General features: G+C 69.5%; 23 protein-coding genes and 1 pseudogene. 14 read left to right on the top strand and 10 right to left on the bottom strand.

Annotated features, from left to right (window positions below; genetic code table 11):
* A complete protein-coding gene (locus FHY06_RS09460) occupies window positions 1–2,031 on the bottom strand; it encodes a lytic transglycosylase domain-containing protein (protein ID WP_184604632.1) in 2,031 nt (676 codons plus the stop codon).
* A gap of 9 nt (window positions 2,032–2,040) precedes the next feature.
* On the opposite strand from FHY06_RS09460, the gene FHY06_RS09455 reads away from it, so the two are divergent.
* Entirely contained in the window at window positions 2,041–2,658 is a 618-nt protein-coding gene (locus FHY06_RS09455; RefSeq protein ID WP_019654577.1) for a 5-formyltetrahydrofolate cyclo-ligase, read from the top strand.
* Between the two features lie 170 nt (window positions 2,659–2,828).
* On the opposite strand, the gene FHY06_RS09450 is transcribed toward FHY06_RS09455, so the two are convergent.
* Window positions 2,829–3,812 carry a LysR substrate-binding domain-containing protein gene (locus FHY06_RS09450; protein ID WP_019654576.1) on the bottom strand — a complete coding sequence of 328 codons (984 nt, stop codon included), beginning with the start codon at window positions 3,810–3,812 and terminating at the stop codon, window positions 2,829–2,831.
* Window positions 3,813–3,982: 170 nt separating this feature from the next.
* Between FHY06_RS09450 and FHY06_RS09445 the strand changes: the two genes are divergently transcribed.
* Window positions 3,983–4,300, top strand: a complete 318-nt coding sequence (locus FHY06_RS09445) for a DUF2917 domain-containing protein (protein WP_019654575.1) — start codon at window positions 3,983–3,985, stop codon at window positions 4,298–4,300.
* Between the two features lie 120 nt (window positions 4,301–4,420).
* Here the strand turns inward: FHY06_RS09445 and FHY06_RS09440 are convergent, their stop codons facing one another.
* Window positions 4,421–4,828 carry a BLUF domain-containing protein gene (locus tag FHY06_RS09440; RefSeq protein ID WP_019654574.1) on the bottom strand — a complete coding sequence of 136 codons (408 nt, stop codon included), beginning with the start codon at window positions 4,826–4,828 and terminating at the stop codon, window positions 4,421–4,423.
* A 92-nt stretch (window positions 4,829–4,920) separates the two neighbouring features.
* Between FHY06_RS09440 and FHY06_RS09435 the strand changes: the two genes are divergently transcribed.
* Complete coding sequence (locus FHY06_RS09435; protein ID WP_409327445.1) at window positions 4,921–5,691, top strand: Crp/Fnr family transcriptional regulator; 771 nt, start codon at window positions 4,921–4,923, stop codon at window positions 5,689–5,691.
* A gap of 34 nt (window positions 5,692–5,725) precedes the next feature.
* Here the strand turns inward: FHY06_RS09435 and FHY06_RS09430 are convergent, their stop codons facing one another.
* Window positions 5,726–6,580: a DUF6279 family lipoprotein gene (locus tag FHY06_RS09430; protein ID WP_184604630.1), complete on the bottom strand. Its 855-nt coding sequence runs from the start codon at window positions 6,578–6,580 to the stop codon at window positions 5,726–5,728.
* Window positions 6,581–6,629: 49 nt separating this feature from the next.
* Here FHY06_RS09430 and glmU point away from each other — a divergent pair, with 49 nt between their 5' ends.
* Window positions 6,630–8,066, top strand: coding sequence for a bifunctional UDP-N-acetylglucosamine diphosphorylase/glucosamine-1-phosphate N-acetyltransferase GlmU (gene glmU / locus FHY06_RS09425; protein WP_184604628.1), 1,437 nt, complete (start codon window positions 6,630–6,632; stop codon window positions 8,064–8,066).
* Window positions 8,067–8,182: 116 nt separating this feature from the next.
* Here the strand turns inward: glmU and FHY06_RS09420 are convergent, their stop codons facing one another.
* Window positions 8,183–8,665, bottom strand: a complete 483-nt coding sequence (locus tag FHY06_RS09420) for an Lrp/AsnC family transcriptional regulator (protein WP_019654570.1) — start codon at window positions 8,663–8,665, stop codon at window positions 8,183–8,185.
* 138 nt (window positions 8,666–8,803) lie between these two features.
* Here FHY06_RS09420 and glmS point away from each other — a divergent pair, with 138 nt between their 5' ends.
* Both glmS and FHY06_RS09410 read left to right on the top strand, forming a co-directional pair.
* Complete coding sequence (gene glmS / locus FHY06_RS09415) at window positions 8,804–10,684, top strand: glutamine--fructose-6-phosphate transaminase (isomerizing) (protein ID WP_126182578.1); 1,881 nt, start codon at window positions 8,804–8,806, stop codon at window positions 10,682–10,684.
* Between the two features lie 260 nt (window positions 10,685–10,944).
* On the top strand, window positions 10,945–11,400 hold the full coding sequence (locus FHY06_RS09410; protein ID WP_184604625.1) for a carboxymuconolactone decarboxylase family protein: 456 nt from the start codon (window positions 10,945–10,947) through the stop codon (window positions 11,398–11,400).
* Window positions 11,401–11,445: 45 nt separating this feature from the next.
* On the opposite strand, the gene FHY06_RS09405 is transcribed toward FHY06_RS09410, so the two are convergent.
* On the bottom strand, window positions 11,446–12,384 hold the full coding sequence (locus FHY06_RS09405) for a LysR family transcriptional regulator (protein WP_019654567.1): 939 nt from the start codon (window positions 12,382–12,384) through the stop codon (window positions 11,446–11,448).
* Window positions 12,385–12,535: 151 nt separating this feature from the next.
* On the opposite strand from FHY06_RS09405, the gene FHY06_RS09400 reads away from it, so the two are divergent.
* The 4 genes and pseudogenes from FHY06_RS09400 (at window position 12,536) to FHY06_RS09385 (ending at window position 16,385) form a co-directional block, all read left to right on the top strand.
* Window positions 12,536–13,270, top strand: coding sequence for an SDR family NAD(P)-dependent oxidoreductase (locus FHY06_RS09400; protein ID WP_019654566.1), 735 nt, complete (start codon window positions 12,536–12,538; stop codon window positions 13,268–13,270).
* Between the two features lie 36 nt (window positions 13,271–13,306).
* Window positions 13,307–13,555 (top strand): annotated as a pseudogene (locus FHY06_RS09395) (tautomerase family protein); the annotation flags it as partial.
* 137 nt (window positions 13,556–13,692) lie between these two features.
* Entirely contained in the window at window positions 13,693–15,891 is a 2,199-nt protein-coding gene (gene katG, locus FHY06_RS09390; RefSeq protein WP_184604622.1) for a catalase/peroxidase HPI, read from the top strand.
* A gap of 101 nt (window positions 15,892–15,992) precedes the next feature.
* On the top strand, window positions 15,993–16,385 hold the full coding sequence (locus FHY06_RS09385; protein ID WP_019654563.1) for a carboxymuconolactone decarboxylase family protein: 393 nt from the start codon (window positions 15,993–15,995) through the stop codon (window positions 16,383–16,385).
* 18 nt (window positions 16,386–16,403) lie between these two features.
* Here the strand turns inward: FHY06_RS09385 and putA are convergent, their stop codons facing one another.
* The gene (gene putA, locus FHY06_RS09380) at window positions 16,404–20,123 is read right to left on the bottom strand and encodes a trifunctional transcriptional regulator/proline dehydrogenase/L-glutamate gamma-semialdehyde dehydrogenase (RefSeq protein ID WP_184604620.1); all 3,720 of its coding nucleotides are present in this window, start codon (window positions 20,121–20,123) and stop codon (window positions 16,404–16,406) included.
* 170 nt (window positions 20,124–20,293) lie between these two features.
* Between putA and FHY06_RS09375 the strand changes: the two genes are divergently transcribed.
* The 4 genes from FHY06_RS09375 to FHY06_RS09360 are packed head-to-tail and all read left to right on the top strand — an operon-like array spanning window position 20,294 to window position 23,441.
* A complete protein-coding gene (locus tag FHY06_RS09375; RefSeq protein ID WP_184604618.1) occupies window positions 20,294–21,406 on the top strand; it encodes a hypothetical protein in 1,113 nt (370 codons plus the stop codon).
* 60 nt (window positions 21,407–21,466) lie between these two features.
* Window positions 21,467–22,078 (top strand): helix-turn-helix domain-containing protein, encoded by a 612-nt coding sequence (locus FHY06_RS09370; protein ID WP_019654560.1) that lies wholly within the window; start codon window positions 21,467–21,469, stop codon window positions 22,076–22,078.
* Window positions 22,075–22,617, top strand: a complete 543-nt coding sequence (locus tag FHY06_RS09365; protein WP_409327444.1) for a GNAT family N-acetyltransferase — start codon at window positions 22,075–22,077, stop codon at window positions 22,615–22,617. The genes FHY06_RS09370 and FHY06_RS09365 overlap by 4 nt, the downstream gene beginning before the upstream one ends.
* The gene (locus tag FHY06_RS09360) at window positions 22,614–23,441 is read left to right on the top strand and encodes a class I SAM-dependent methyltransferase (RefSeq protein ID WP_184604616.1); all 828 of its coding nucleotides are present in this window, start codon (window positions 22,614–22,616) and stop codon (window positions 23,439–23,441) included. The genes FHY06_RS09365 and FHY06_RS09360 overlap by 4 nt, the downstream gene beginning before the upstream one ends.
* A 24-nt stretch (window positions 23,442–23,465) precedes the next feature.
* On the opposite strand, the gene FHY06_RS09355 is transcribed toward FHY06_RS09360, so the two are convergent.
* The 3 genes from FHY06_RS09355 to FHY06_RS09345 all read right to left on the bottom strand — a co-directional run bounded on the left by FHY06_RS09355 (window position 23,466) and on the right by FHY06_RS09345 (window position 26,416).
* Window positions 23,466–24,149, bottom strand: coding sequence for a CPBP family intramembrane glutamic endopeptidase (locus tag FHY06_RS09355; protein WP_184604614.1), 684 nt, complete (start codon window positions 24,147–24,149; stop codon window positions 23,466–23,468).
* An 87-nt stretch (window positions 24,150–24,236) separates the two neighbouring features.
* Window positions 24,237–25,376 (bottom strand): NADH:flavin oxidoreductase/NADH oxidase, encoded by a 1,140-nt coding sequence (locus tag FHY06_RS09350; RefSeq protein ID WP_184604611.1) that lies wholly within the window; start codon window positions 25,374–25,376, stop codon window positions 24,237–24,239.
* The gene (locus tag FHY06_RS09345) at window positions 25,373–26,416 is read right to left on the bottom strand and encodes a DMT family transporter (RefSeq protein WP_260310181.1); all 1,044 of its coding nucleotides are present in this window, start codon (window positions 26,414–26,416) and stop codon (window positions 25,373–25,375) included. The genes FHY06_RS09350 and FHY06_RS09345 overlap by 4 nt, the downstream gene beginning before the upstream one ends.
* Between the last annotated feature and the right edge of the window lie 75 nt (window positions 26,417–26,491).

The following is a 26,491-nucleotide window of genomic DNA, read 5'->3' as shown; positions in this document are numbered from 1 at the left end:
TCAGGGAAGATCCTTGTTCGGCTCGGGCTCGGAGGCGTCGCGCGGGCCGACGCGGCCCAGGCGCTCCTTCAGCGACTGCGGCCGGCCGCTGATGATGGCGGCGTAGTTGGTGGTGTTGGCCAGCACCTTCTTCACGTAGTCGCGCGTCTCGTTGAAGGGCACGTTCTCGGCCCAGATGGCCGCGTCGAGCACCGGGCCGTTGCGCCAGTTGCGCGGGCGGCCCGGGCCGGCGTTGTAGGCGGCGGCGGCCAGCGCCATAGAGCCGTCGAAGTCGTCGAGCGCGAGCTTCAGGTAGTTGGTGCCGATGGTGATGTTGGTCTCGCGGTCATTGATCTGGCTGGGCGAGAAGTCGGTCAGGCCGATCTTGCGGGCCGTCCAGCGCGCGGTGGCGGGCATGACCTGCATCAGGCCCGAGGCGCCGACGCCGGAGCGCGCGTCCATGATGAAGCGGCTTTCCTGGCGGATCAGGCCATAGACGTAGGCCGGGTCGAGGCCGATGTCCTGGCTCTTGCGCAGCACCGTGTCGTGGAAGGGCATCGGGAAGCGCTGCTCCACGTCGACCACGCCCTTGGTGCGCTCGCTGGTGTTGATGCAGCGGTCCCACACCTCGCGCTGGCAGGCGAAGTCGGCCGCGGCGAGCAGCGCGCGGTCGTCCATGCCGCCCTTGTCGTGCAGGTTGGTGGCGTAGTTCCACTCGCGCGTGCCCTCGGGGCGCAGCCCGATGGCGATGGCGTAGAGGCCGCGCGCCAGCGAGGGGTTGCTGCGCGCGGCGGCTTTCTCCTCGGGCGTGAGCGGAGCGGGGCGCGTGGGCACCACGGTGCGCTGGCCCATTTCTTCCAGCGCCAGCATCTCGTAGAAGCCGCGCGAGCCGGCGATGCTCTGGTAGAGCTCGCGGGCCTGGGCGCGGCGCTCGTCGCCGTCTGCGCTGGCCAGTGCGCGGGCCTTCCAGTAGACCCAGGTCGGGTCGAGTTGGGCGGTTTCGCTCATCGCGTTGATGGCGGGCACCACTTCCTTCCACTGGCCGGCGCGCAGGGCGGCGCGCACGCGCCAGGCGAGCATGTCGTCGGACAGGTCGCTGTTCTTGGTGACGTTGGCGAAATAGCTGCCGGCCTGCGGCCACAGCTTGATGGCGGCGGCGCGGCCGATGGTGCCCCAGAGCCAGTTGCGCTCCTCGGCCGAGAGCATCGGGCCCCACTTGCTGTCGAGCTGGGATGCCGCCTGCTCGGGGTCGGCGATGGCGACCTTGATGAGCGCGAGCACCACCAGCTCCTTGCGCGACTTGGCAGCCACGAAGGCACGGCCGGTCAGGAACTTGGCCGAGCTCGCGTTGAGTTCCTCGAAAAGCGGCAGCGCGTCGGGCGCGGCGATGGTGACGGCGGCGCGCGCGGCCTGCGGCCGGTTGGCCTCCATGGCCAGGCGAGCCTTCTTCCAGACGTCGTTGGTCGACAGCAGGCGGGCGGCGACCATGCGGTCGGCGGCGGTGAGGCAGCCGTCGTCGAGGTCCTTCTGGCCGAACCAGTTGCGGCGCACCTCGTCGGCCTGTGCCTGCGTGGCGGTGCCGGTTCGCAGCGTGTCGACCAGGATCGCGTAGCAGCGCACCTGCGGGTCGTCGCCCATGCGGAAGCCGTCGAGCGAGGCGGAGAAGTTGTCCCAGTCGCGGCGCTGGCCGGTCAGCAGCAGCCAGTCGTTGCGCAGGCGGTCTTCCTGGTAGGTGCCGGGGTAGCGGGCGTAGAAGTCCTGCACTTCGTTGGGCGCGGCTTCCTGCAGCCTTGCCTTGAGTTCCCAGTAGGCCGCCCAGGGTTCGAGCGCATGGCCGCGGGCCTGGGGCAGCAGGGCCGTCAGCCGGGCCTTGTCGCCGCGCTGGAAGGCCTGCTTCATCTGGATCAGGACGTCGTCGTTGGTGTTGCTCTGGGCCGCGGCGGGCTGCTGCGAGAGCATTGCGGCGAAGGCGATGACCGCGGAAAAAACCAGCGCGGGGACCGCATTGCGCGGATGGCTGCGCTTGGATGCCAAAATGCTTGGGAACTGCATCGGGGGATTATGGACAAGTCAAAGGGTGCCGACACCTCGGCAACGGCGAGTTTTCTTAAGGAACAGTTGAGGAAAGCCCTCATCGAGCAACGTCTGGCGATGCCCGACCGGCTGACACGCGCCGACCTTTTGCAGCGCGTGATGCGGATCTGGCTCGTGGGCCGGCCCGACACGGTGATCGGCGCCTACTGGCCGATCAAGGGCGAGTTCGATCCGCTGCCCGCACTGCACCGCTGGAAGGAAGACGGCGAGCTCATGGAGGAGCCGCAGCGCCGCCGCATCGGACTGCCGGTGATCGACAAAGTTCACAAGACCCTGACCTTCCACGCCTGGTACCCGGGCTGCCAGATGGAGGAAGACGCCTACGGGATCCCCAAGCCCAAGGACACCGAGCTGATCGTGCCCACGCTGCTGTTCGTGCCCTGCGTGGGCTACAGCGCGGGCGGCTACCGGCTGGGCTACGGCGGGGGCTTCTACGACCGCACGCTGGCCGCGCTCGAACCGCGGCCCTTCACGGTGGGGCTGGGCTTCACCAACGGCTTCATCGAGGACTTCGAGCCCGAGGCGCACGACCTGCCGCTGGACGCCATCCTCAACGACAACGGCGTGGTCTGGCCCGTGGCTTGACTCTCCCCCAGGCTGCGCGCACTTCGTGTCGCGCACTGGGCTCTCCCCCAGTCTTCGCGCACTTCGTGTCGCTTCGCCAACCCCCTTCCGGGGGCAACACCTGCGGCCCGGCGGAGCCGGTTCCGCGGTGTTCCTGGAAGAAGCTGCCAGGCTGTTCTTCCTTTTGAGGCTCAGTCGATGTTGTCGACGGTGTCCGGGTCGGGCACCTCGCCGATGGTCTCGCGCGTGGTCACGGCCTGCAGCTGCAGCCAGTCGCAGAAGGCCTTGATCTCCGGGCGCTGCATGCTGCGCGGGCCGGCGATCAGCCAGTACGACATCGGCGAATCCATGCGGTGCTGCGGCAGCACCTCGACCAGGTCGCCGTTGGCCAGGCTCTCGGCGATCAGCGAGCTGCGCGCCAGGGTCACGCCCTGGCCGGTGAGGGCGGCCTGCACCATCTGGTAGGCGTAGTTGAAATAGAGCCAGCGCTTGGGCTGGGCGCGCTCCAGCCCGTTCACCTCGAACCAGCGGCGCCAGGTCAGCCACTCGAGGTGGGTGCGGTGGGCGTCGCCGGCCTCGATCAGGGTGAACCGGGTCATGTCTTCCGGCGTCCTGATGGGCGGGCTGCTCTTGAGCAGCCAGGGGCTGGCCACCGGCGTGAGCGTCTCGCCGAACAGGCGCACCGCGCTCGGCGGCATGGCGTCGCGCGGGCCGTAGCGCAGGGCGATGTCCACGTCGGCCACGTCGAGGTCGACCGCCACGTCGCTGGCGTCGATGCGGATGTCGATCTCGGGGTTGTCGCGCTGGAAGGCCTCCAGCCGCGGGATCAGCCACATCGAGGCGAACGACGCGAAAGTGGTCAGCGACACGCTCTGCCGTCCCGCGCTCTGGCGGATCTGGCGCACGGCCGTGTCGATGCGCGGCAGCGACTGCTGTACCGCCAGCAGCAGCAGGGCGCCGGCGCTGGTGAGCTCCACCGCGCGGGTATGGCGCAGGAACAGGGCCACGCCCACTTCCTCTTCCAGCGACTGGATCTGGCGGCTCACCGCCGACTGGGTCAGCGCCATCTCCTCGGCGGCGGCGCGGAAGTTCAGGTGGCGGGCCACCGCCTCGAAGGCTCGCAGGTGCCCGGCGGAGATCGGGCGGGAGCGCAGATGGGTCTGGGAATGTTGCATGGGTGTGAATCGAGGGCGGGGCGCGGCCAGTCAATTGATGCGAAACCAGCATCAGTAGGCTAACTCGTTTTCATTGGACCGCCAACGCGGGAGAAACGATCATTCATTCCCGAACTGCGCCATTGCCTCTTTCTGTCAAGCGCGTCGGCAAAGCCCCAAGGAGTTACACCATGTCCACCGCCGTCTGCACCACCGAATCGCTCTCGCCCCTCTCCGTCCCGGCCCGCGCCGCCACCGTCCCCCCGGCAGTCCGCCGCGGTGCATGGCAGATCGCTCCCGGCGAGGCGATGAGCCTGAAGGCGCGGGCGGCCAGCATCCTGCGCGTGAAGCAGGGCCGCGTGTGGATCACGCCCGACGCGACGCTCGCCAATCCCAGCGAAGACCTGGTGCTCGCACCCGGCGAATCGCTGATGGTGGCTGCGGGCCAGCGCATCGTGATGGAGGCGTGGGATGGCTACGGAGCCACCTACAGCTGGGACAACGCCTGATCGTTCCCAGTCCTCCAGGTGCTGAAAAAGGCGGCTTCGGCCGCCTTTTCCTTTTTCGGGAGCTGTTTGGGGGGCTTTTGGGGCTACCTCGGGCGATTCCCGGGCCGTTTCCCCGCCGCTTCAGCCGTTGATGTCGAAGCTCGGCACCAGCGCCAGGAAGTGGCGCAGTGCCGCCTCCCCCTGGAGCGCGTGCACGCCCGCCATCAGGTGGGGTCCCTCGCATTCGGCCAGCCCCATGCCGAAGCCGCTGTACCTGCGCACCGACAGCGGTGCCTCGTAGACCACCTTGACGTCGACGTGCCGCGGGTCCTCCTTGATCCGTTTCATCAGCTCGTCCACGGCATCGGCCGGGCCTTCGAGGTGCTGGCAGAAGCGCATGCCGTCGAACACCAGCAAGCCGGTGATGTTGTGCCGTGCATTCTGGGCACGGGCACGCGAGACGATCTGACCCACCGTCTGCGGAGGCAGGCTCTGGGTGAGCATGCTGCAGTAGAGAATCTCGTGGAGGGGCGTTGCGTCTGCGGTCATGCGATCGGAGTTGAAGGGGGCCGTCGAGTGTAGGCGGCACGGGCAAGCCCGCGAAATGTCAAAAGACACAGGCCAGGCGCCTATAGTGAAGCGTGAAATACGAGGACTACCCTGCCGCCGCGGCCCCTCCGGGGGGCGCGAACCCTTGCGATCGATGCGGGTTGCGACGCATCGAGGCGTTTCTGCCCTGCTCGCCGGAAGAGTTGAAGACCATCCAGTCCTTCCGCGTGGGAGCCCGGCGCGTGGCGGCGGGCGGCTCGATCATCGAGGAGCACCGGCGCAGCCCGCAGCTGTTCACCATCTATGCCGGCTGGGCGTTCCGCTACAAGACGCTGAGCGACGGCCGGCGGCAGATCCTGAGCTTCCTGCTGCCCGGCGACTTCCTGGGCCTTCAGGACGAGTTCGCCGACGGCCACACGCACGGCGTCGCGGCGGTGACCGACGTCACGCTGTGCGCCTTCTCGCGCGACCGCCTCTGGGAACTGTTCCACGCCCAGCCCAAGCTCGGCTACGACATCACCTGGCTGGCCGCGCGTGAAGAGAAGATGGTCGACGACAACCTCGTCTCCACCGGCCGGCGCAACGCCAGCGAGCGGGTGGCGATGCTGCTGATGCATCTCTTCCGCCGGGCCCAGCGCGTGGGCATGGAGCGCGACGGCTGGATCGAGTTTCCGTTCAACCAGCAGCACATCGCCGACGCGCTGGGGCTTTCGCTGGTGCACACCAACAAGACGCTGCGGCGGCTGCAGCGCCTGGGGCTCTACAAGATCGACGCCGGCTGGCTGCGCATCATGGAGCCGCATGCCCTCGAGGCGCTGGGCGACTACTTCGAGCGGCCGATGCGGCCCACGCCGCTGATCTGAGCGGGCACTTCCCGATCGCGGCACCCCGGCGCGCTCAGCGCGCCGCCACCAGTTCGCGCAGGTCGTCCTGGTAGGCCTGCAGCCGCCGCACCGCCTGCGCGCGCTGGCTTGCGCTGGTGCCGTTGTGCATGGCCGCGGTGTTGCGGCAGCCTTCCTGCAGAAGGGCCTGCTGTTGGTCGCGCCAGGGGCCCGGCGGCGGCTCGGCGATGCGCTGGATGTAGTCGTGCAGCGCCGCGCGGGCCTGTGACGGCGAAGGCCTGGCGGCGACGAAGCCGCGCAGCAGCCTGAGCGCTTCCTGCTGCCGCTTGCGGCGCTCGGCGTCCGCCAGCTTCGGGTCGAACACCGACTGCGCGACCTGCTGCTTCAGGAGCTCGCGCTGCTCGGCGCTCAGGCGGCCGTAGAAATCCTCGGTGCGGTCGAGGAACTGGTCGTAGCGCTTCTCCTGCACCTGCTCGGGCGTGCGGTCCAGCCAGTCCTTGCGGTACTGGGCGTTGTTCTTGGCGTACTTGCGCTCCAGCTGCTGCAGCTGCGCCTCGGTCAGGCTCAGCGCCAGCTCGGTGCCGGCGGGCTCGGCACGCTCGGTCACGGCCAGCAGGCGCTCGCGGATGCGGTCTGCCATCGCGCAGACCTGCTCCGGCGTGACTTCGCTCGGGGCCATGGCCTGTGCATCCTTCAGCAGCGAGGCCAGGCGCGGCAGCTCGTTCTGCCGGTGCCATGCCAGCAGCCGGGAGAGCTCGTCGCGCACCTTCGGGGTCTGGGTGCCGTCGAAGTCGAGGTACTCGTCGAGCCACCAGTAGCTCACCGTCGGCAGGTTGTTGTAGGCCAGCTGGATCGCGCTGCAGGCGCCCAGGCAGGCCGCCACGAGCAGCGCGCCGATAATTCGGGGCACCGCAGAGATTGCCGAGCAAGTCGCGCAACGAATCCTGGAAAAGAAACGCATGAATCAGCCTCCGCAACAGAACAACGACCAAGGACCGATCGACGTCGTCATCATGGCCGCCGGCAAGGGTACCCGCATGAAGAGCCGGCTGCCGAAAGTGCTGCACCGGCTGGGCGGCCGGGCCCTGCTGGCGCACGTGGCGGGCACGGCTGCGCGCATCGGGGCGCGCGACGTGGTGGTGGTCACCGGCCACGGCGCGGACCAGGTCGAGGCCGCCATGGCCGGCGGCGTGGGCAATGCCGCCGTGCGCTTCGCGCGCCAGGAGCCGCAGCTGGGCACCGGCCACGCGGTGCAGCAGGCCGCGCCGCTGCTGTCGGATGACGGCACGGTGGTCGTGCTCTCGGGCGACGTGCCGCTCATCGGCGAGGAAACCCTGCGCGCGCTCGTCGCGGCCAGCGCCGGCGGCAAGCTGGCGCTGCTGACCATCGAGTTCGACGACCCCACGGGCTACGGCCGGGTCATCCGCGCGGCCGATGACGGCGAGGTGCGGGGCGAGGTGCAGGCCGTGGTCGAGCACAAGGACGCCACCGAGGCCCAGCGCGCGGTGCGCGAGATCTACAGCGGGGTGATGGCCGTGCCGGCACGCCTGCTCAAGGGCTGGCTCGGCCGCCTGGACAACGACAACGCCCAGGGCGAGTACTACCTGACCGACGTGGTCAAGCTCGCTGCCGCCGACGGCGTGCCCGTGGTCGCGCACGTCACCACAGACGCGCTTCAGGTGGCCGGCATCAACAGCCCCGCCCAGCTCGCGGCGCTGGAGCGCGCATGGCAGCTGCGCCAGGCCAACGCGCTGATGGATCAGGGCGTGCGCCTGGCCGACCCGTCGCGCTTCGACCTGCGCGGCACGCTCGAATGCGCGGGCGACGTGGAGATCGACGTCAACTGCGTGTTCGAGGGCGCGGTGTCGCTGGGCGAGGGCGTGCGCATCGGCGCCAACTGCGTGATCGCCAATGCGCGCATCGAGGCCGGCGCTGTGATCCACCCCTTCACCCACATCGAGGGCGAGAAGGCCGGCGTCACCGTCGGCGCGGGCTCGCTGATCGGCCCCTTCGCACGCCTGCGCCCCGGTGCGCAGCTGGGCGCGGAGGTGCACATCGGCAACTTCGTGGAAGTGAAGAACTCCACCCTGGCTGCCGGCGCCAAGGCCAACCACCTGGCCTACCTGGGCGACGCCACCGTGGGCGAGCGCGTGAACTACGGCGCGGGCAGCATCACCGCCAACTACGACGGTGCCAACAAGCACCGCACCGTGATCGGCGACGACGTGCACGTGGGCAGCAACTGCGTACTGGTGGCGCCCGTCACCATTGGCGCGGGCGGCACCATCGGCGGCGGCTCGACCATCAACAAGTCGACCGAGCCGGGCGCGCTGACCGTGGCGCGCAGCAAGGCGGTGAGCTTCCCGAACTGGAAGCGCCCGCAAAAGAAGAAATAGGCTCGCCCCCAGGCTGCGCACGCTTCGTGTCGCTGCGCCAACCCGCTACCGGGGGGGCAACACCTGCGGCCCGGCAAAGCCGGTTCCGCGGTGTTCGCGAAGGGGCATGAGGACTTTCACCCCAGCGGCATCCGGGGCTCGAACTTCGCGCGCTTCAGGCTGAAGAAGGCCTTCACGTTGCGCACGTTCGCATCGGCCGTGAACAGGCGCTGCGTGAGCGCGGCGTAGTCGGGCATGTCGCGCGCCGCCACGACCAGCACGAAGTCGGGGCCGGGTGACACGCGCCAGCACTGCTGCACCGCGTCGTCGGCGATCACGCGCGCCTCGAAGGCATCGAGCGAGGCGGCGTCCTGCCGGTCGAGCGAGATCTCGATCACCGCCTGCAGGCCGTGGCCCAGCACCGCGGCGAGGCGGTCGGGCGACAGGAGCGCGACCTGGCGTTCGATCAGGCCGATGTCGCGCAGCCGCTGCACGCGGCGCAGGCAGGTGGGCGGGGAGATGCCCACGTCGGCGGCCAGGCGCTGGTTGGTCTGGGAGGCGTCGCGCTGCAGGGCGTCGAGCAGGCGCAGGTCGGTTGAATCCAGCGAGATTGATTCCATATCGAATGAAATTATGGAATAAAACTCCAATCGACAGAAAAGAGGAAATAAAAGTCCGAAATCGAATGAATTTCGAATGCATATTTCTTGCGTGTCTTCCTACCATCGAGCCTCTTCTCCATTCAAAGGCAGCTCACCATGTGCGGCATCGTCGGGGCAGCGTCCCATCGCAACATCGTTCCGGTCCTCGTGCAGGGCCTCCAGCGGCTCGAGTACCGCGGCTATGACTCCTGCGGCGTCGCGGTGCATGCCGGCGGCTTGACGCGGGCCCGCACCACCTCGCGCGTGGCCGACCTCGTGGCGCAGGTGCGCGACGACAAGGTCGAGGGCCTCACCGGCATCGCCCACACGCGCTGGGCCACGCACGGCGCGCCGGCGGTGCACAACGCGCATCCGCACTTCAGCCACGGCCCGGGCGCCGACGCGCAGGCCGCGCGGCCCGGCCGTATCGCGCTGGTGCACAACGGCATCATCGAGAACCACGAGACGCTGCGCGCAGCGCTCGAGGCCAAGGGCTACGTGTTCGAAAGCCAGACCGACACCGAGGTCATCGCCCACCTCGTCGACAGCCTCTACGACGGCGACCTGTTCGAGGCCGTGAAGGCCGCGGTGCTGCAGCTGCACGGCGCCTACGCCATCGCCGTGATCTGCCGCGACGAGCCGCAGCGCGTGGTCGGCGCGCGCGCGGGTTCGCCGCTGATCCTCGGCGCGGGCAAGGACGGCGCCGAGAACTTCCTCGCCAGCGACGCGATGGCACTGGCGGGCGTCACCGACCAGATCATCTACCTGGAAGAGGGCGACGTGGTCGACGTGCAGCCCGGCAAGTACTGGATCGTCGACAGGAACCACAAGCCCGTCACCCGCCAGGTGCGCACCGTGCTCGCGCACAGCGGCGCCGCCGAACTCGGCCCCTACCGCCACTACATGCAGAAGGAAATCTTCGAGCAGCCGCGCGCCATCGGCGACACGCTCGAGGGCGTGGAAGGCATCGTGCCGGAGCTGTTCGACGGCATCGGCCAGGACGGCGCCACCGGCGCAAGCGCGCACCGCGTGTTCCAGGACATCGACAAGATCCTCATCCTCGCGTGCGGCACCAGCTACTACAGCGGCTGCACCGCCAAGTACTGGCTCGAAGGCATCGCGAAGATCTCCACGCAGGTCGAGATCGCGAGCGAATACCGCTACCGCGAGTCGGTGCCCGACCCGAAGACGCTGGTCGTCACCATCAGCCAGTCGGGCGAGACGGCCGATACGCTGGCCGCGCTCAAGCACGCTCGCTCGCTGGGCATGGAGCAGACGTTGACCATCTGCAACGTCGCCACCAGCGCGATGGTGCGCGAGTGCAAGCTGGCGTACATCACGCGTGCCGGCGTGGAAATCGGCGTGGCCTCGACCAAGGCCTTCACCACACAGCTCGCGGGACTCTTCCTGCTCACGCTCGCCATCGCCCAGGCCAAGGGCAGGTTGAGCGAGGCCGAGGAGGCGCGCTACCTGAAGGAGATGCGCCACCTGCCGGTCGCGCTGCAGTCGGTGCTTGCGCTGGAGCCGCAGATCATCGGCTGGGCGGAAGACTTCGCTCGCAAGGACAACGCGCTCTTCCTCGGCCGCGGGCTGCACTACCCGATCGCCCTCGAAGGCGCACTCAAGCTCAAGGAAGTGACCTACATCCATGCCGAGGCCTACGCCGCCGGCGAACTCAAGCACGGCCCGCTCGCGCTCGTCACGAGCGAGATGCCCGTGGTGGCCGTGGCCCCCAACGATGCACTGCTCGAGAAGCTCAAGAGCAACCTGCAGGAAGTGCGCGCCCGCGGCGGCGTGCTCTACGTGCTGGCCGACGGCGACACCAGGATCAAGAGCGGCGAGGGCCTGCACGTGATCCGCATGCCCGAGCACTACGGCGCCCTCTCGCCGATCCTGCACGTGGTGCCGCTGCAGCTGCTGTCGTACCACACCGCATGCGCGAGGGGCACCGACGTCGACAAGCCGCGCAATCTGGCGAAGAGCGTGACGGTGGAGTGAGCTGAGCGAGCGGCAGCGCATCATCGATCGAGCGAGCGCCAGCGCATCATCGATCGAGCGAGCGCCTGGACGGCGCGGATGCCTCTGATCAATGCGCAGTCCCGTCGGGCGGGTCGTCCCCCCACGCCTCGACGCGCGGATGTCCCGGCGTTCAGGCGAGTTTTGCTGGACTTGTCACAACGGCCTGCGCTCGACCGTCTGGCAGTTGATGGACCGGCATGGTGCCGGCTCCTCAGCTTCTCTGAAAGGACGGTGAAAACATGAAACGCGCCAACTGGTTTGCTGTTTCTCCCGAGGGTGCCAAGGCCGTTGGCGGTCTGCATCACTTCGTCACGACAGGCACCGCGCTGCCGCCCAGGCTGATCCACCTGGTGTTCCTGCGAGTCTCCCAGATCAACGGTTGTGCCTACTGCATCGACATCCACACGCGCGATCTCATCAAGGAGGGCATGTCCGTCGATACGGTCGTGCTAGTGCCGGTGTGGCATGAGGTGCCCCGCCTGTTCTCGGATCAGGAGCGCGCTGCGCTCGCCTGGGCCGAGGAAGTGACCCGGATCAGCGAAACGCATGCCTCCGAGGAGGCCTACGCGGCAGCGGCGGCGGCTTTCTCGGAGAAGGACCTGGTCGATCTCACGCTGACCATCGCCGCCATGAATGCCATGAACAGGATGGGCGTGAGCTTTCGCCTGAAGCCGCGCGCCATCGCCGACGCCTGAGACGGCGAGCCCTTCCCGCTGCTGCGGCTGTCTCGGAGATAGTTTTCAAGATACGGCTTCCGTCTGCGGCGGCGGCGCCGAGCCGCGCTCCACCAAGAATTCCACGAACGCCCGCACGCGCGAAGGCAGCAGCCGTGCATGCGGATAGATCAGGCTCACCGGACGTGAGCGCCCTGCATAGGGCTGCAGAACCTCGACCAGGTCGCCGCGTGCCAGGTCTTTCTCGACGACGAAGCCGTAGGTCTGGAACAGCCCGGCGCCGGCGCGGGCCAGCGTCACGCCCGCGAGCACGTCTTCGGCGCAGCTGTAGTTGCCGCCGGAGAGCATCTCCTTCTCGCGGCCTTCGTCCATGAACAGCCAGGGAATTTGCCGGCCGCTGCTGGGCAGGTCGAACTGGATGCACTCGTGGTGCACAAGATCGTCCAGCGTTTGCGGCTGTCCCGCGCGCAGAAGGTAGCCGGGGCTGGCGACCACCACGAGCTTCGCGTCTTCGAGGTGGCGCGCCACCATCGTCGAATCCGGCTGGGCGCGAAAGCGGATCGCGATGTCGAAGTTTTCCTCGTGCAGGTCGATGTTGCGGTTGCTGATGTGCGCCTCGACCTTGATCAGCGGGTAGCGCGCGCGGAACTCTGGCAGCAGCGGTAGCAGCCGGTGATGGCCGTAGGTGGTGGGTGCGCTGATGCGCAGCGTGCCCGAAGGCTGCACGTGCTCGCCGGTGAGCTTGTGCTCGGCCTCCGCCAGCTGGTGCAGGGCGGTGCGGCACTGCTCGAAGTATTCCCGGCCGCCTTCGGTGAGGCGGATGCTGCGCGTGGATCGCACGAACAGGCGCACGCCCAGGCGCTTTTCCAGTCGCGCGATGGAGCGGCTCACTGCGGCGGGCGTGACGCCCGCCGCGTTGGCCGCGGCCGTGAAGCTGCCGGCTTCCGCCGCCAGGCAGAACAGCTCGATGCTGCCCAGGAGAACGTCGTCGAATTGGCGCTGCATATTGATTACATGGCGTATCAAGACAAGTGTAGTTGCGTGTGTTTATTGCTTCTCAGGTCATCAATAAAGTTCTGTCCAACCGGTGGCGAAACGCGGATTCCGCACCGGCCATTCGAACTTTTCCTGAAACCGAACCTGATCGAGGACCACCATGAGCAAGTCTGAAAACACCGTCGTCATCACCGGAGCCACCAGCGGCATCGGCCTGGGCCTGGCAGAGGCCTTCCTGCGCGAGGGCTACAACGTCGTAGGCACCGGCCGCACCGAACAGCGCCTGCAGGCCGCGGCCGAAAAGCTGAACGCGGGCGTGCGCTTCCTCGGCGTGGCGGGCGACGTCGGCCGGTCCGAATCTGCGCGCGAGCTGTTCGCGCAGGCCATCGCGCGCTACGGCCATGTCGACGTGCTGGTGAACAACGCCGGCATCTTCACCGCCAAGCCTTTCGTGCAGTTCACGCCGCAGGAGATCGAAGAGAACATCGCGACCAACCTGAAGGGCGTGCTCTACGCGTCGCAGGAAGCGGCGAAGCACATGAGCGAGCGGCGCGCCGGCAGGATCATCAACATCACCGCCGCGATCGCGATGCAGCCCCACAGCGGCGTGCCGGCGCTGCTGGCGGTGGCGCTCAAGGGCGGCGTCAACGAGGCCACGCGCGCGCTGGCGCTCGAGCTCGCGCCGTACGGCGTGACGGTCAATGCGGTGGCGCCCGGCGTGGTCGACACGCCCATGCACAGCGCCGAGAACCACGCGGCGCTCGCGGGGCTGCATCCGCTGGGCCGCATCGGTACCACGCGCGACATCGACGAGGCCGTGCTCTACCTCGCGCGCGCCGGCTTCGTGACCGGCGCCGTGCTGCCGGTGGACGGCGGCTTCAGCGCCGGGCGCTGAGCGCCGAGCGGCGAAGAGACAAGGAAATACAGACAAGGAGATCAGGCCATGCCATTCGTCAGCATCCGCATCACCCGCGAGGGCAACACCGCCGAGCAGAAGGCGCAGGTCATCCGCGAGGTCACCGACACGCTCGAACGCGTGCTGCACAAGCCGCCCGAGTGGACGCACATCGTCATCGAGGAGGTCGACACCGACAACTGGGGCTTTGGCGGGCACACGACCACCGCAGTCCGCCAGGGGTTGGCCGCCGTGCCCGGCTCCCGGGCGAAGACGGACGGGTAGACCTTCATCGGGGGAGGGTAGTGGGGCATAGCCCTTCGCTATTCACCCAATGAACCCAATTTGGTTGATGGATGAGCCCGGCATACCTAGACTGAGCCGGCTCCACCCCGAGCACCCGACAACCAAAGGAGAACCCCTTGTCCGATGAAGCCAAATGCCCGTTCCCGGGCCATGCAACCACCGGCACCGCCCGCCGCGCCGCGGCGAACACCGACTGGTGGCCCAACCAGCTCAACCTGAAGCTGCTGCACCAGCACTCCGCCAAGTCCAACCCGATGGGCGAGGACTTCGACTATGCCAAGGAATTCGCGACCCTCGACCTCGACGCGGTCGTCAAGGACCTCCACGCGCTGATGACCGATTCGCAGGACTGGTGGCCCGCCGACTACGGCCACTACGGTCCGCTCTTCATCCGCATGGCCTGGCACTCGGCCGGCACCTACCGCACCTTCGACGGCCGCGGCGGCGGCGGTGCGGGCGCGCAGCGCTTCGCGCCGCTCAACAGCTGGCCCGACAACGGCAACCTCGACAAGGCGCGCCGCCTGCTGTGGCCGATCAAGCAGAAGTACGGCCGCAAGCTCTCGTGGGCCGACCTGATGATCCTCACCGGCAACGTCGCGCTGGAGTCCATGGGCTTCAAGACCTTCGGCTTCGCCGGCGGCCGCCCCGACATCTGGGAGCCGGAAGACGACGTCAACTGGGGCGCCGAGACCAAGTGGCTGGGCGACGAGCGCTACAGCGGCGACCGCGAGCTCGCCAACCCGCTGGCCGCCGTGCAGATGGGCCTGATCTACGTGAACCCCGAAGGCCCCAACGGCAACCCCGATCCGCTGAAGTCGGCTCGCGACATCCGCGAGACCTTCGCGCGCATGGCGATGAACGACGAGGAGACCGTGGCGCTCACCGCCGGCGGCCACACCTTCGGCAAGGCGCACGGCGCGGGCGATCCGTCCAAGGTGGGTGCCGAGCCCGAGGGCGCCGGCATCGAGGAGATGGGCCTGGGCTGGCGCAACGCCTTCGAGAGCGGCATCGGCGTGCACGCCACCACCAGCGGCATCGAAGGCGCCTGGACGCCCACGCCCACCAAGTGGGACAACAGCTACTTCGAGACCCTCTTCGGCTACGAATGGGAGCTCACGAAGAGCCCGGCCGGCGCGCACCAGTGGAAGCCCAAGGGCGACACCGGCGCCAACACCGTGCCCGACGCGCACGACCCGTCGCGCCGCCACGCCCCGATGATGACCACCGCCGACATGGCGATGCGCGTGGACCCGGCCTACGAGAAGATCTCGCGCCGCTACATGGCCAACCCGCACGAGTTCGCCGACGCCTTCGCCCGCGCCTGGTTCAAGCTCACGCACCGCGACATGGGCCCGCGCGCCCGCTACCTCGGCAAGCTGGTGCCGAAGGAAGAGCTGATCTGGCAGGACCCGATCCCCGCCGTCGACCATCCGCTGGTCGATGACAAGGACACCGCCGCGCTCAAGGCCAAGGTGCTGGCCTCGGGGCTGGGCATCGGCGAGCTGGTGCGCACCGCCTGGGCCTCGGCCTCCACCTTCCGCGGCAGCGACAAGCGCGGCGGCGCCAATGGTGCGCGCATCCGCCTCGCGCCGCAGAAGGACTGGGAAGTCAACCAGCCGGCAGAGCTGTCCAAGGTGCTGTCGGTGCTCGAAGGCATCCAGAAGGAGTTCAACGCGGCGCAGTCCGGCGGCAAGAAGATCTCGCTGGCCGACCTGATCGTGCTGGCGGGCAACGCGGGCGTCGAGGCGGCCGCGAAGAAGGCCGGCCAGGACGTGACCGTGCCCTTCTCGCCGGGACGCATGGACGCTTCGCAGGAGCAGACCGACGTCGAATCCTTCGCCGTGCTGGAGCCTCTGGCCGACGGGTTCCGCAACTATCTGCGCAAAGGCACCAACCCCGCGGCCACCGCCGACCTGCTGCTCGACAAGGCGCAGCTGCTGCGGCTGAGCGCGCCCGAGATGACGGTGCTCGTCGGCGGCCTGCGCGTGCTGGGCGCCAACTACGGCCAATCGCCCAACGGTGTCTTCACCAAGCGGCCCGAGACGCTGAGCAACGACTTCTTCGTGAACCTGCTCGACATGCGCACCGGCTGGAAGAAGCCTGCCGCCGAGGTCGACCTGCTCGAAGGGCGCGACCGCACCAGCGGCGAGGTGAAGTGGACCGCCACCACCGCCGACCTGGTGTTCGGCTCGAACTCGCAGCTGCGCGCGATCGCCGAGGTCTACGGCGCCGGCGACGCGCAGCAGGTGTTCGTGCGCGACTTCGTGGCCGCCTGGGCCAAGGTGATGGACCTCGATCGCTTCGACCTGAAGTGATCGGCTGGGCACGGCGGCCGGCTGCGGCCGGTCGCCGTGCGCGAGCTGTGCTGCGAAGGCTGGTACCGTCGGCCGGCCTTCAACACCAGCAGGAGCCTCGCATGAAACCCCAGCCCATCGAGTACGCGGCAGCTTCGCCCGAAGTGCGCGCGGTCTTCGACGACATCAAGACCACGCGCAACGTGCCCGACGTCAACAATTTCTGGAAGTACCTCGCCAACGATCCCGCCACCCTCAGGCGCACCTGGAGCAGCCTGAAGGAGGTGATGGCGCCCGGCGCGCTCGACCCCGTGGTGAAGGAGATGGTCTACCTCGCCGTGAGCGTGACCAACGGCTGCGGCTACTGCACGGCGAGCCACCACGCCGGCGCCGAGAAGGCCGGCATGACGCCCGCGATGTTCGCCGAGCTCATGGCCGTGGTCGGCATGGCCAACGAGACCAACCGGCTCGTCAACGGCTACCGCGTGCCCGTCGATCCCGCGTTCGACAAATAGCAGGCAGGGCGGGCGCGCTCAGCCGATCGTCATCAGGCTCGCGTTGCCGCCCGCCGCCGCGGTGTTGGTGCTGACGGCGCGCTCCACCACCAGGCTTTCGAGCGGGATGCGCGCCTCGCCCGGCGCGAAGCCGCGCACGCCGACGATCGGGCCCGGCCGCGCGGCGATGCGCCGCAGCACTTCCGAAAGCCCCTGCGCATCGCCGTGATGCAGCGCCGCGTCGAACGCCACCGTGTCCGAACTCCAGTCGTTCGCGATCGCCACGCATTGCTGCACCTCGGCCGGCAGCGATGCGCGCAGGCTCTGCGCTGCGGCATCGGCGGGCCAGATCGCGCTGCTGCCCGCCGCGAGCACGGCGGCCAGCTGCGTCAGCCGGTCGGCCTCCGCACCGGCCAGGCACAGCACTGCCTCGCGCGGCTCCAGCTTGTAGACGTTGCGCTCGCCGGTCGGCCCCGCCAGCGTGCGCGAGCTGCCCGAGCGCGACTGGGCCGCAAAGCGCGCGCACTGCGTCGACAACTCGGTGCGACCGGTGGCATCGGCCCAACGGGCCAGTGCAGACAGCGCGGGTTGCGCTGCCGGCGGAGCGCCAGCTACGGCGCGCGCCATCGCGTCGTCGGGCCGCGTCGCCAGCATGCGCAGCATGTACAGCGGCCCGCCCGCCTTCGGTCCCGTGCCCGACAGGCCCTCGCCGCCGAAGGGCTGCACGCCGACCACCGCGCCCACGATGTTGCGGCTCACGTAGACGTTGCCGGCCTTCGCGTTCTCCACGACCTGCGCGATGGTCTCGTCGATGCGCGTGTGCACGCCCAGCGTGAGCCCGTAGCCGGTCCCGTTGATCTGCCCGACCAGCGCGCCGAGGTCGCGGCGGCGGTAGCGCACGAGGTGCAGCACCGGGCCGAACACTTCGCGCTGCAGCTCGCCGATGCTGTCGAGCTCAATCAGCGTGGGCATCACGAAGGTGCCGTGGCGCGCGTCGTCGCCATGCTCGCGGGCCTGGCGGAACACCGCATGGCCGCGCGAGCGCATCGCCTCGACGTGGCGTTCGATGCCGTCGCGCGCCTCGGCGTCGATCACCGGGCCCACGTCCACCGAGAGACGCGCGGGGTTGCCGATGGCGGCCTCGGCCATCGCGCCCTTGAGCATCGCGACCAAGCGGTCGGCCGCCTCTTCCTGCACGCACAGCACGCGCAGCGCGGAGCAGCGCTGGCCGGCGCTGTCGAAGGCGGAGGCCATCACGTCGGCCACCACCTGCTCCACCAGCGCGGAGGAGTCGACGATCATCGCGTTCTGCCCGCCGGTCTCGGCGATGAGCGGCACCGGCGCGCCGTGCGCACCGAGGCGCTGCGAGAGCGTCTTCTGCAGGATGCGCGCGACCTCGGTGGAGCCGGTGAACATCACGCCCTGCACGCGCGCATCGGCCACCAGTGCCGCGCCCACCGTCTCGCCGCGCCCGGGCAGCAGCTGCACCGCCGCACGGGGAATGCCGGCCTCCCACAGCACCCGCACTGCCTCGGCCGCGACCAGCGGCGTCTGCTCGGCCGGCTTGGCCAGCACCGGGTTGCCGGCCGCGAGCGCCGCCGCCACCTGGCCGGTGAAGATCGCCAGCGGAAAGTTCCACGGGCTGATGCAGGCCATGGGGCCGAGCGCACGATGCGTGTCGTTGGAGAAATCGCTGCGCGCCTGCGCCGCGTAGTAGCGCAGGAAGTCCACCGCCTCGCGCACTTCCGCGATGGCGTTGGCGTACGTCTTTCCGGCCTCGCGAGTGAGCAGGCCGAGCAGGCGCGGCATCCCTTGTTCGAGGATGTCGGCGGCGCGCTCGAGCAGCGCCGCGCGTTCCGATGGCGGCGTGGCGGCCCATGCCGGCGCGAAGGCGTGGGCCTGCGCGATGGCCGATTCGACCTCGGCGAGCGTGGCCTCGCGCACGCGGCCGACGATGTCGCGATGGTCGGCGGGGTTCTGCACCTCGGCCGTTTCGCCATCCGCGGGCGCGGCTTCGGCGAGCATCGGCTCGGCGTGCCACTGCTCGCCCGCGCTCTCGCTCAACGCATGGCCCAGCGTGCGCAGGCTGTCGTCGCTCGCGAGGTCGAGGCCGCGAGAGTTGGCGCGCTGCGTTCCGTAGAGCGCCGCCGGCAGCGGGATGGCCGGATGCGGCAGGCCGGCAGTGCCCTCCTGCGCCGCCATGCGCTCCACCGTGGCGACCGGGTCTTCCACCAGCACGTCGAGCGAGATGGTCGGGTCCGCGATGCGGTTCACGAAGGAGGTGTTGGCGCCGTTCTCCAGCAGCCGTCGCACCAGGTAGGCCAGCAGCGTCTCGTGCGTGCCGACCGGCGCATAGATGCGGCAGGGCCGCGCGAGCGGGCCCACCACCTGCTCGTAGAGCGGCTCGCCCATGCCGTGCAGGCACTGGAACTCGTACTGTCCCGGCTCGTAGCGCGACGGATCCGCCATCGTGTAGATGGCGGCCAGCGTGTGGGCGTTGTGCGTGGCGAACTGCGGATACACCGCCTCGGGCGCGTCGAGCAGCTTGCGTGCGCAGGCCAGGTACGAAACGTCGGTGTAGGCCTTGCGCGTGTAGACCGGGTAGCCGTCGAGACCGTCGAGCTGTGCGCGCTTGATCTCGCTGTCCCAGTAGGCGCCCTTCACCAGTCGCACCATCAGCCGGTGGCCGCTTCGGCGCGCGAGGTCGACAACGAAGTCGATCACGAAGGGGCAGCGCTTCTGGTAGGCCTGCACCACGAAGCCGATTCCGTTCCAGCCCGCGAGTTCGGGCTCGAAGCACAGGCGCTCCAGCAGGTCGAGCGAGAGCTCCAGCCGGTCGGCCTCCTCGGCGTCGATGTTCAGGCCGATGTCGTACTGACGCGCCAGCAGCGCGAGTTCGCGCAGCACCGGATACAGCTCGGCCATCACGCGCGAATGCTGCGCGCGGCTGTAGCGCGGGTGCAGCGCCGAGAGCTTGATCGAGATGCCCGGACCCTCGTACACGCCGCGCCGCGCCGACGCCTTGCCGATCGCGTGGATCGCCTGCTCGTACGCGACGCGGTAGCGCTTCGCGTCCTCCATGGTCAGCGCCGCCTCGCCGAGCATGTCGTACGAATAGCGAAAGCCCTGCGCCTCCAGTTCGCGCGCGTTGGCGAGCGCCTGAGCGATGGTCTCCCCGGTGACGAACTGCTCGCCCATCATCCGCATCGCCATGTCCACGCCCTTGCGGATCAGCGGCTCGCCGCCCTTGCCGATGAGGCGCGTGAGCACCGTCGACAGGCTGCTCTCGCTGTGCGTGGCCACCAGCTTGCCGGTGAGCAGCAGGCCCCAGGTCGCGGCGTTGACGAACACCGAGGGGCTGCGGCCCGCGTGCGACTGCCACTGGCCGTGCGCGATCTTGTCGCGGATCAGCGCGTCGCGCGTGCCCGCATCGGGAATGCGCAGCAGCGCCTCGGCCAGGCACATTAGCGCCACGCCTTCCTGCGACGACAGCGCGTATTCCTGCAGCAGGCCCTGCACGAGGCCGGCGCGGCCGCTCGCACTCTTGCGCTCGCGCAGCTGCCGGGCGATGCGATGGGCGAGTTCCTGCGCCTCTCCCGCCTGGCCGTCGGGCGGCCGTGCCCGCGTGAGCAGCGGTGGCAGGGCTTGCGGCTCGGGCGTGCGGCATGCCGCGGTGATGCGGGCGCGCAGCGGTGGGGGCTCGGATGGCAGTCCGTCGGCGAACGTGTCGAAGGAGGAGGGAAGGGGGTCGGGGTTCATGGTGCCTGGTGGTGGGATTTGTTGGATGATCCGCGTCCCGCAGCCGAATTTGTGTTCGAAGAGTGGCGTTCCGGCAGAGTAAATCTCCGGTAAACCAGCGCACCGGTCAGGTTGATGCGAAGGTGCGGGCAGAGAATCCGCGTTCCGTCGATTCCGGGAGTGACACGAACATGCCCAGCAGCCGCAGATGGTTCCTCTCCGTGGCCCTTGCCGCTTCGTTCATCGCGCCATGGCAGGCGCATGCGGCGACGGCCGAAGCCTCCACATGCCAGGAATCGGCCGCCGCGGAGTGCTTTCGCAGCTTCACGCCGCCGGGGGCTGGAGGCGCGCTTCACTACTACTCGTCGCTCGATCCCGATGCTCCCGATGCGCCGGCAGCGGGCGGTAGCGCCGGGCCGACTAGAGCGCTCATCGCCATGCACGGCCACTCGCGCGATGCCGACAAGACCTTCGAGGCCGCGCTGCGCACCCTGCGCAACGCCGATGCGCTCGGCGACACGCTGGTGGTCGCGCCGCTCTTCCAGGTCGCGGCCGACAAGGCGGTGGCCGGCCGCTGCAACACCGTGGGCGTCCCGGTCGCGCAGCCCGGCGACCTGCTGTGGACCTGCGGCTCGTGGCTCGAAGGCGCGCGCTCCGTATCGGGCAGCAACGTCGGCTCTTTCGCGGCGATGGACGCGCTGGTCGATGAACTCGCGCGGCGCTGGCCCGGCGTGCGCACCATCACCGTCGCGGGCTTCTCGGCCGGCGGGCAGTTCGTGCAGCGCTACATCGCCTTCACGCGGCACGACGGCACGGCAGCGGGCAGGCCGGCGATGCGCTACGTGGTCGCCGACCCGAGCACCTGGCTCTACTTCGACCCGGTGCGTCCGCAGTTCTCGGCCGACGGCGCCTCGGTCACCGGCTTCGCCGTGCCCGACGCAGCGGCATGCCCGCAGATGAACCGCTGGAAGTACGGCACCGACGACCTGCCCGCCTACCTGGGCCGCACCGCCGCGCAGGCACGCCGGCAATACGCGCAGGCCGACATCAGCTATCTCGAAGGCGCGCTCGACAGCAGCGATGCCAGGGGCACCGCCTACCGCGTGCTCGACAAGTCGTGCGCCGCGCTCGCGCAGGGCCCGTTCCGCATGCAGCGCGGACTGGCCTATGCGGCGTACGACCGCAAGCTGCTCGCGCCCGACAGGCGCCGCGAGGTCGTGGTGGTGCCGGGCTGCGCGCACGACGTGGCCTGCGTCTTCCCCTCCGAGGCCGCGCGCGCTGCGCTGGTCGGGCCGACGCGCTGACGGCAGCAGCCCGCCGGCGAGCTTGACGCGATTTCCTGAATGGTGGATATTTCATCCACTATGACGGAAATCAAGGAGTCGGCCGGCACGGAAAGCCCGTCCGGCCTCAACCATCGCATCGCCCAGCGCGTGCGCGATCTGCGCGCAGCCCGGGGCCTGTCGCTCGACGCGCTCGCCACGCAATGCGGCGTGAGCCGTTCGATGATCTCGCTCATCGAGCGCGGCGAGAGCAGCCCCACCGCCGTGGTACTGGAGAAGCTCGCTGCCGGCCTCGGCGTCTCGCTGGCCTCGCTGTTCGAGGCGCCTGCGCCGGCCGCCGACCCGGTCTCGCGGCTGGCCGACCAGCTGCAGTGGCGCGATCCGCATTCCGGCTACCTGCGCAGGAACGTGTCGCCCAGCGGCTTCGCATCGCCGATCCAGATCGTCGAGGTGGAGTTTCCGCCCGGTGCGCGCGTGGCCTACGAGACCTCGGCGCGCGAGCCGCTCATCCACCAGCAGGTGTGGGTGCTCGACGGTGTCATCGAAGTCACGCTGGGCGAGGAAAGCCACCGGCTCGAAACCGGCGATTGCTTTGCCATGGTGCTCGACCGTCCCATGAGCTATCACAACCCCTCGCGCAGGAACACCCGCTACGTGGTCGTGATCGCGACCGCCCCTTCTTCCTGGAGATGAACATGACGACCGTTTCCGCCGGGACCGCCCCGGCCATCCGCCTGCTGGACAACGTTTCCGAAGCGCAGCTGCGCGGCCTTGCCGCCGTTCTGGCCGATTGCGTCGACGGCGGCGCCTCGGTGAGCTTCATGCACCCCCTGAGCGAAGAGCGCGCCCAGGCCTTCTGGCGCAACGTGGCCGCCGGTGTGGCCAGCGGCGAACGCGCGCTGCTGGTGGCCGAGGACGAGGAAGGCATCCTCGGCACCGTGCAGGTGGTGCTGGCGCAACCCGAGAACCAGCCGCACCGCGGCGAGGTCGCCAAGATGCTCGTGCATCGCCGCGCTCGCCGCCGCGGCGTCGGCGGGCTGCTGATGAAGGCGGCCGAGCAGGTGGCGCGCGAACGCGGCAAGACGCTGTTGGTGCTCGACACATCGAGCGCCGACGCCGAACGGCTCTACGAGCGCTCGGGCTGGGTGCGCGTCGGGTCCATTCCCGGCTTCGCGCTGCTGCCGCAGGGCGAGCCTTGCGACACCACCTTCTTCTATCGCGAGCTGAAGTGAACGCCGGCGCGACGCAGGGCCGCTTCGACGAGCTGCTGCAGCAGGCGCAGGCCAGCCCCCTCGTCGGCTGGGACCTCTCCTTCGGCGGCCGCGTCACCACGACGCCGCCGCCATGGAATTTCGAGCGCATCGTCGAAGCGCATGCGCGCCGCTCGCCCGACATGCTCGACCTGGGCACGGGCGGCGGCGAATGGCTCGGCCGCCTGGCCTTGCGTCCGCCGCGCACCGTGGCGACCGAGGGATGGGCGCCCAACGTCGCCGTCGCGCGCGAACGGCTGGCGCCGCTGGGCGTGGAGGTGGTCGAGGTCGAAGGCGCGGACGACAACGCATCGCAGCGGGATGGCGCGGAGCAGGCGCACCTGCCGCGCCTGCCGCACCTGCCGCACCTGCCTTTTGCCGATGCGTCGTTCCACCTTGTCGTCGACCGGCACGAGTCCTTCGTGCCGTCCGAGGTCCATCGCATCCTTGCGCCGGGCGGGCGCTTCGTCACGCAGCAGGTCGCGTCCGACTTCAATGCCGACTGCTACGCGTTGCTCGGCCTGCCGATGCCCGCGCAGCCGCGCTGGCAGCGCGACACCGCCGTGGCGCAGCTGGAGCGCGCAGGCTTCGCCGTGGAGGACGGCGCGGAAGGCACCGAGCTGATCGCCTTCGCCGACATCGGTGCCTTCGCGTGGTACCTGCAGCAGGTGCCGTACGTCTGCCCCGAGTTCGGCATCGACGCGTGCCGGCCCGCACTGGAGCGGCTGCACCATCGCATCGAAGGCGGCGAGCCGCTGGCGATGCGGCAGAAGCTGTTCTGGCTGAGTGCCCTCAGGCCGGCCTGAGCGGCGGCTGCGCGGCAGGCCGGTTCAGAGAAAGGGCAGGGTGTCCGCAAGCATGTGCGCGAACACCACCGGCCAGAGCCAACCGGTGCGCAGGTAGAACACGCCGAACACGATGCCGACCACCGCCAGCGACAGCGCGCCGTTCGGCCCCTGGTAGAGGTGGTAGAGCACCCGCACCAGCACGCTCACTCCCAGCGCGAAGGAGGCGCCGTGGTGGCGCAGGCCCTTCTGCAGGTAGCCCAGCAGGAACACTTCCTCGTACAGGCCGTTGACCACCGACAGCGCGAGGACCATCGCCATCGACGGGCGCGCCGTCTGCATCATGCGTTCGATCGGCTGCGTCGCCGCGCCGTCGGCCAGCAGAGAGACCGCGATGAGGCTGGCCAGCACGGCGACGAGGTAGAGCAGCGCTCCCACGCCGCAGCCCTTCAGCGACGGCACGGGAAGCAGGTCGCGCACCGAGTAGCCCCGGCTGCGCAGGATGAGCAGTGCGATCGGCCCCACGAACAGCTCGAAGGCCACGATGCCGAAGAGCGATGCGTCGTCGAACGCGGCGTCGCGGAAGCCGGCGCCCACCGACCACAGCGAGCCGATGATGAACCAGCCGAAGCACAGGGTCACGATGCCCAGTGCTTCCAGCGGCGTGGCGGTCGGCTGAGGGGAGGGTTGCTTCATGCGCGTCGGATGGGGATCGATGAACGCGCTCATGCCGGCCTGCATGTTGCGCTGGCCGGCATGTTAAGGGGTCGAGGGGGCCGAGCGTCGGCGGCCCGGTCTGGCCCGGTCGGGCCTGGTCTAACGCGCGCCGAAGGCCGCGTTCTCGAACAGGTCCTTGAACTCGCGCGGCTGCGAGCGCCAGTACTGGTGGGGCGCCTTCACCTGGGCGCCCAGCGCCGCCGCCGCATGCCAGGGCCAGCGCGGGTCGTACAGGATCGCGCGCGCCAGCGACACCGCATCGGCCTGCCCGTTGGCGATGATTGCTTCGGCGTGCGCGGGTTCGGTGATCAGCCCCACCGCGATGGTCGGCAGGCCGATCTCGGCCTTGATGCGTTCCGCGAACGGCACCTGGTAGCCCGCGCCGAGCGTGATCGCTTGTTGTGGCGACACGCCGCCGCTGGACACGTGGATGGCCGCGCAGCCGCGCTCCTGCAGCGCGCGCGAGAAGGCGACGGTGCTGTCGAGGTCCCAGCCGCCGGGCACCCAGTCGCTGGCCGACACGCGCACCCACACCGGCCGATCGGCGGGGAACTCCTTGCGCACCGCATCGAACACCTCGAGCGGGAAGCGCAGGCGGTTCTCCAGGCTGCCGCCGTATTCGTCTTCGCGATGGTTGGCGATGGGCGAGAGGAACTGGTGCAGCAGGTAGCCGTGCGCCGCATGCAGCTCGATGCCGTCGATGCCCAGCCGCGCGGCGCGGCGGGCCGCGGCCACGAAGGCGTCGCGCACCCGGGCCAGCCCGGCGGCATCGAGCGCGATCGGCGCGTCTTCGCCCGGCGCATGCGGCACGGCCGAGGGTGCCCAGGCCTTCCAGCCGCCGGGCTCGCCGGGGCGGAGCTGCCTGCCGCCTTCCCACGGCGCGCGGCTCGACGCCTTGCGCCCCGCGTGGCCGAGCTGGATGGCGACCTTGATCGGCGAGTGCGCGCGCATCGCCTGCAGCACCTTCGCGAGGCCTTCCTCGTTGGCGTCGGAATACAGGCCGAGGTCGCCGGGCGAGATGCGGCCGTCGGCCTCCACCGCCGTCGCCTCGACGATGAGCAGCCCGGCGCCCGAGAGCGCGAGGTGGCCCAGGTGGATCAGGTGCCAGTCGCCCGGCGTGCCTTCGGTGGCGGAGTACTGGCACATCGGCGCGATGACGATGCGGTTGTCGATCTTCAAGGGGCCGAGCTGCAGGGGCTCGAAAAGATGGCTTCGGGGGGTGCTGTCGCTGATGCTCATGAGGGTGTGGCTCCGCAGGTCCGGTAATTCTGCTGTGGCCGCGCGATCGGCGCAGCCGCGGCCGCGGAAGCCTTGCGGCTCGATGCGGTATGGATCAGCAGCGCCGCGATCACCATCGCCATGCCGGCGGCCTCGCCCGCCGTGGGCAGGTGGCCCAGCGCCGCGCTCATCAGCAGCGCCGACACCGGCACGAAATTGAGGAAGGCCGTGCCCGTGACCGCACCGAGCGCGCGCACGCCGTAGTTGAAAGCCAGCACCGAGATGGCCGAAGGCACCACGCCGACGAAGAGCAGCGCATGCCACGACAGGCGCAGCCCTTGCATGCTCGGCACCGCGGACCAGCCCAGCGCCGAAGCGCCGACGGCCGCCGCCAGCAGCACGGGCCACGAGGCCAGCACCGTGAGCGCGGTGTACTCGATCACATCGAGATCCGGAAAGCGCGTGGCGCCGCGCGTGTACCAGACCCAGCCCAGCGTGCCGACGAAGGCGATCGCGTCGCCCATCAGCGTGCTCGCCCCGCCGGGGGAGCCCGCGCCGCCGGCCAGCAGCCCCGAGACGGTCGCCACGCCCAGCAGGGCGAGCGCGCTGGTCAGCAGGGTGGTACGCGTGGGGCGCACGCCGTCGAGCAGCCAGCGCACGAGCTGCGTGGTCATGGGCGTGGTGGCGATGATGACCGCGCCGTGCGAGGGCACCGAATGCGCCAGCCCCACCAGCAGCATCACGCTGAACACGCCGAAGCCGGCGGCGCCGCGCAGGGCCAGCGGCCCGGCATGCCGCCGCAGCTTGCGCCAGGGCGCCGCCCCGCGCGGCAGGATCAGCAGCACGAACAGCAGCGCCGACAGCGTGTAGCGGATCAGCGTGAACCACACCGGTTCGACGTGGTGGAGCACGCCCTTGCTCACGAGGAACAGGGAGCCCCACCCGGAGGTGGCGAGCAGCAGCGCGGCGGTGCCGGCGATGCGTTGGCGAGTGGACTTGGGGAGCCAGCCTTTTCTTTGCGATGGATCGGTGCCGCAAGAATCGGGGCTGCGGGCCGCCATTGCCATTCGCATCTTTGGACAGGGGGCTCCAAAAAAGCGAACGGACTCCCTCGGCGCCGGCGCTCACAATCGGCA

Origin of the sequence: Variovorax atrisoli, assembly GCF_014195185.1 — a bacterium.
In the GTDB taxonomy this organism is placed as follows: Bacteria; Pseudomonadota; Gammaproteobacteria; order Burkholderiales; family Burkholderiaceae_C; genus Variovorax; species Variovorax atrisoli.
Note: the sequence above shows the minus strand (reverse complement) of the source record. Positions and strands in the feature narration are given on the sequence as shown.

Bases quoted from the DNA above. Each gene is read 5' to 3' on its own strand.
- FHY06_RS09460 (WP_184604632.1), bottom strand. From the start codon at position 2,031: ATGCAGTTCCCAAGCATTTTGGCATCCAAGCGCAGCCATCCGCGCAAT.
- FHY06_RS09345 (WP_260310181.1), bottom strand. From the start codon at position 26,416: ATGGCGGCCCGCAGCCCCGATTCTTGCGGCACCGATCCATCGCAAAGA.
- FHY06_RS09410 (WP_184604625.1), top strand. From the start codon at position 10,945: ATGAAACGCGCCAACTGGTTTGCTGTTTCTCCCGAGGGTGCCAAGGCC.
- FHY06_RS09455 (WP_019654577.1), top strand. From the start codon at position 2,041: ATGGACAAGTCAAAGGGTGCCGACACCTCGGCAACGGCGAGTTTTCTT.
- FHY06_RS09400 (WP_019654566.1), top strand. From the start codon at position 12,536: ATGAGCAAGTCTGAAAACACCGTCGTCATCACCGGAGCCACCAGCGGC.
- glmS (WP_126182578.1), top strand. From the start codon at position 8,804: ATGTGCGGCATCGTCGGGGCAGCGTCCCATCGCAACATCGTTCCGGTC.
- putA (WP_184604620.1), bottom strand. From the start codon at position 20,123: ATGAACCCCGACCCCCTTCCCTCCTCCTTCGACACGTTCGCCGACGGA.
- FHY06_RS09365 (WP_409327444.1), top strand. From the start codon at position 22,075: ATGAACATGACGACCGTTTCCGCCGGGACCGCCCCGGCCATCCGCCTG.
- FHY06_RS09440 (WP_019654574.1), bottom strand. From the start codon at position 4,828: ATGACCGCAGACGCAACGCCCCTCCACGAGATTCTCTACTGCAGCATG.
- FHY06_RS09375 (WP_184604618.1), top strand. From the start codon at position 20,294: ATGCCCAGCAGCCGCAGATGGTTCCTCTCCGTGGCCCTTGCCGCTTCG.
- glmU (WP_184604628.1), top strand. From the start codon at position 6,630: ATGAATCAGCCTCCGCAACAGAACAACGACCAAGGACCGATCGACGTC.
- FHY06_RS09420 (WP_019654570.1), bottom strand. From the start codon at position 8,665: ATGGAATCAATCTCGCTGGATTCAACCGACCTGCGCCTGCTCGACGCC.
- FHY06_RS09355 (WP_184604614.1), bottom strand. From the start codon at position 24,149: ATGAGCGCGTTCATCGATCCCCATCCGACGCGCATGAAGCAACCCTCC.
- FHY06_RS09350 (WP_184604611.1), bottom strand. From the start codon at position 25,376: ATGAGCATCAGCGACAGCACCCCCCGAAGCCATCTTTTCGAGCCCCTG.
- FHY06_RS09450 (WP_019654576.1), bottom strand. From the start codon at position 3,812: ATGCAACATTCCCAGACCCATCTGCGCTCCCGCCCGATCTCCGCCGGG.
- FHY06_RS09445 (WP_019654575.1), top strand. From the start codon at position 3,983: ATGTCCACCGCCGTCTGCACCACCGAATCGCTCTCGCCCCTCTCCGTC.
- FHY06_RS09370 (WP_019654560.1), top strand. From the start codon at position 21,467: ATGACGGAAATCAAGGAGTCGGCCGGCACGGAAAGCCCGTCCGGCCTC.
- FHY06_RS09385 (WP_019654563.1), top strand. From the start codon at position 15,993: ATGAAACCCCAGCCCATCGAGTACGCGGCAGCTTCGCCCGAAGTGCGC.
- FHY06_RS09405 (WP_019654567.1), bottom strand. From the start codon at position 12,384: ATGCAGCGCCAATTCGACGACGTTCTCCTGGGCAGCATCGAGCTGTTC.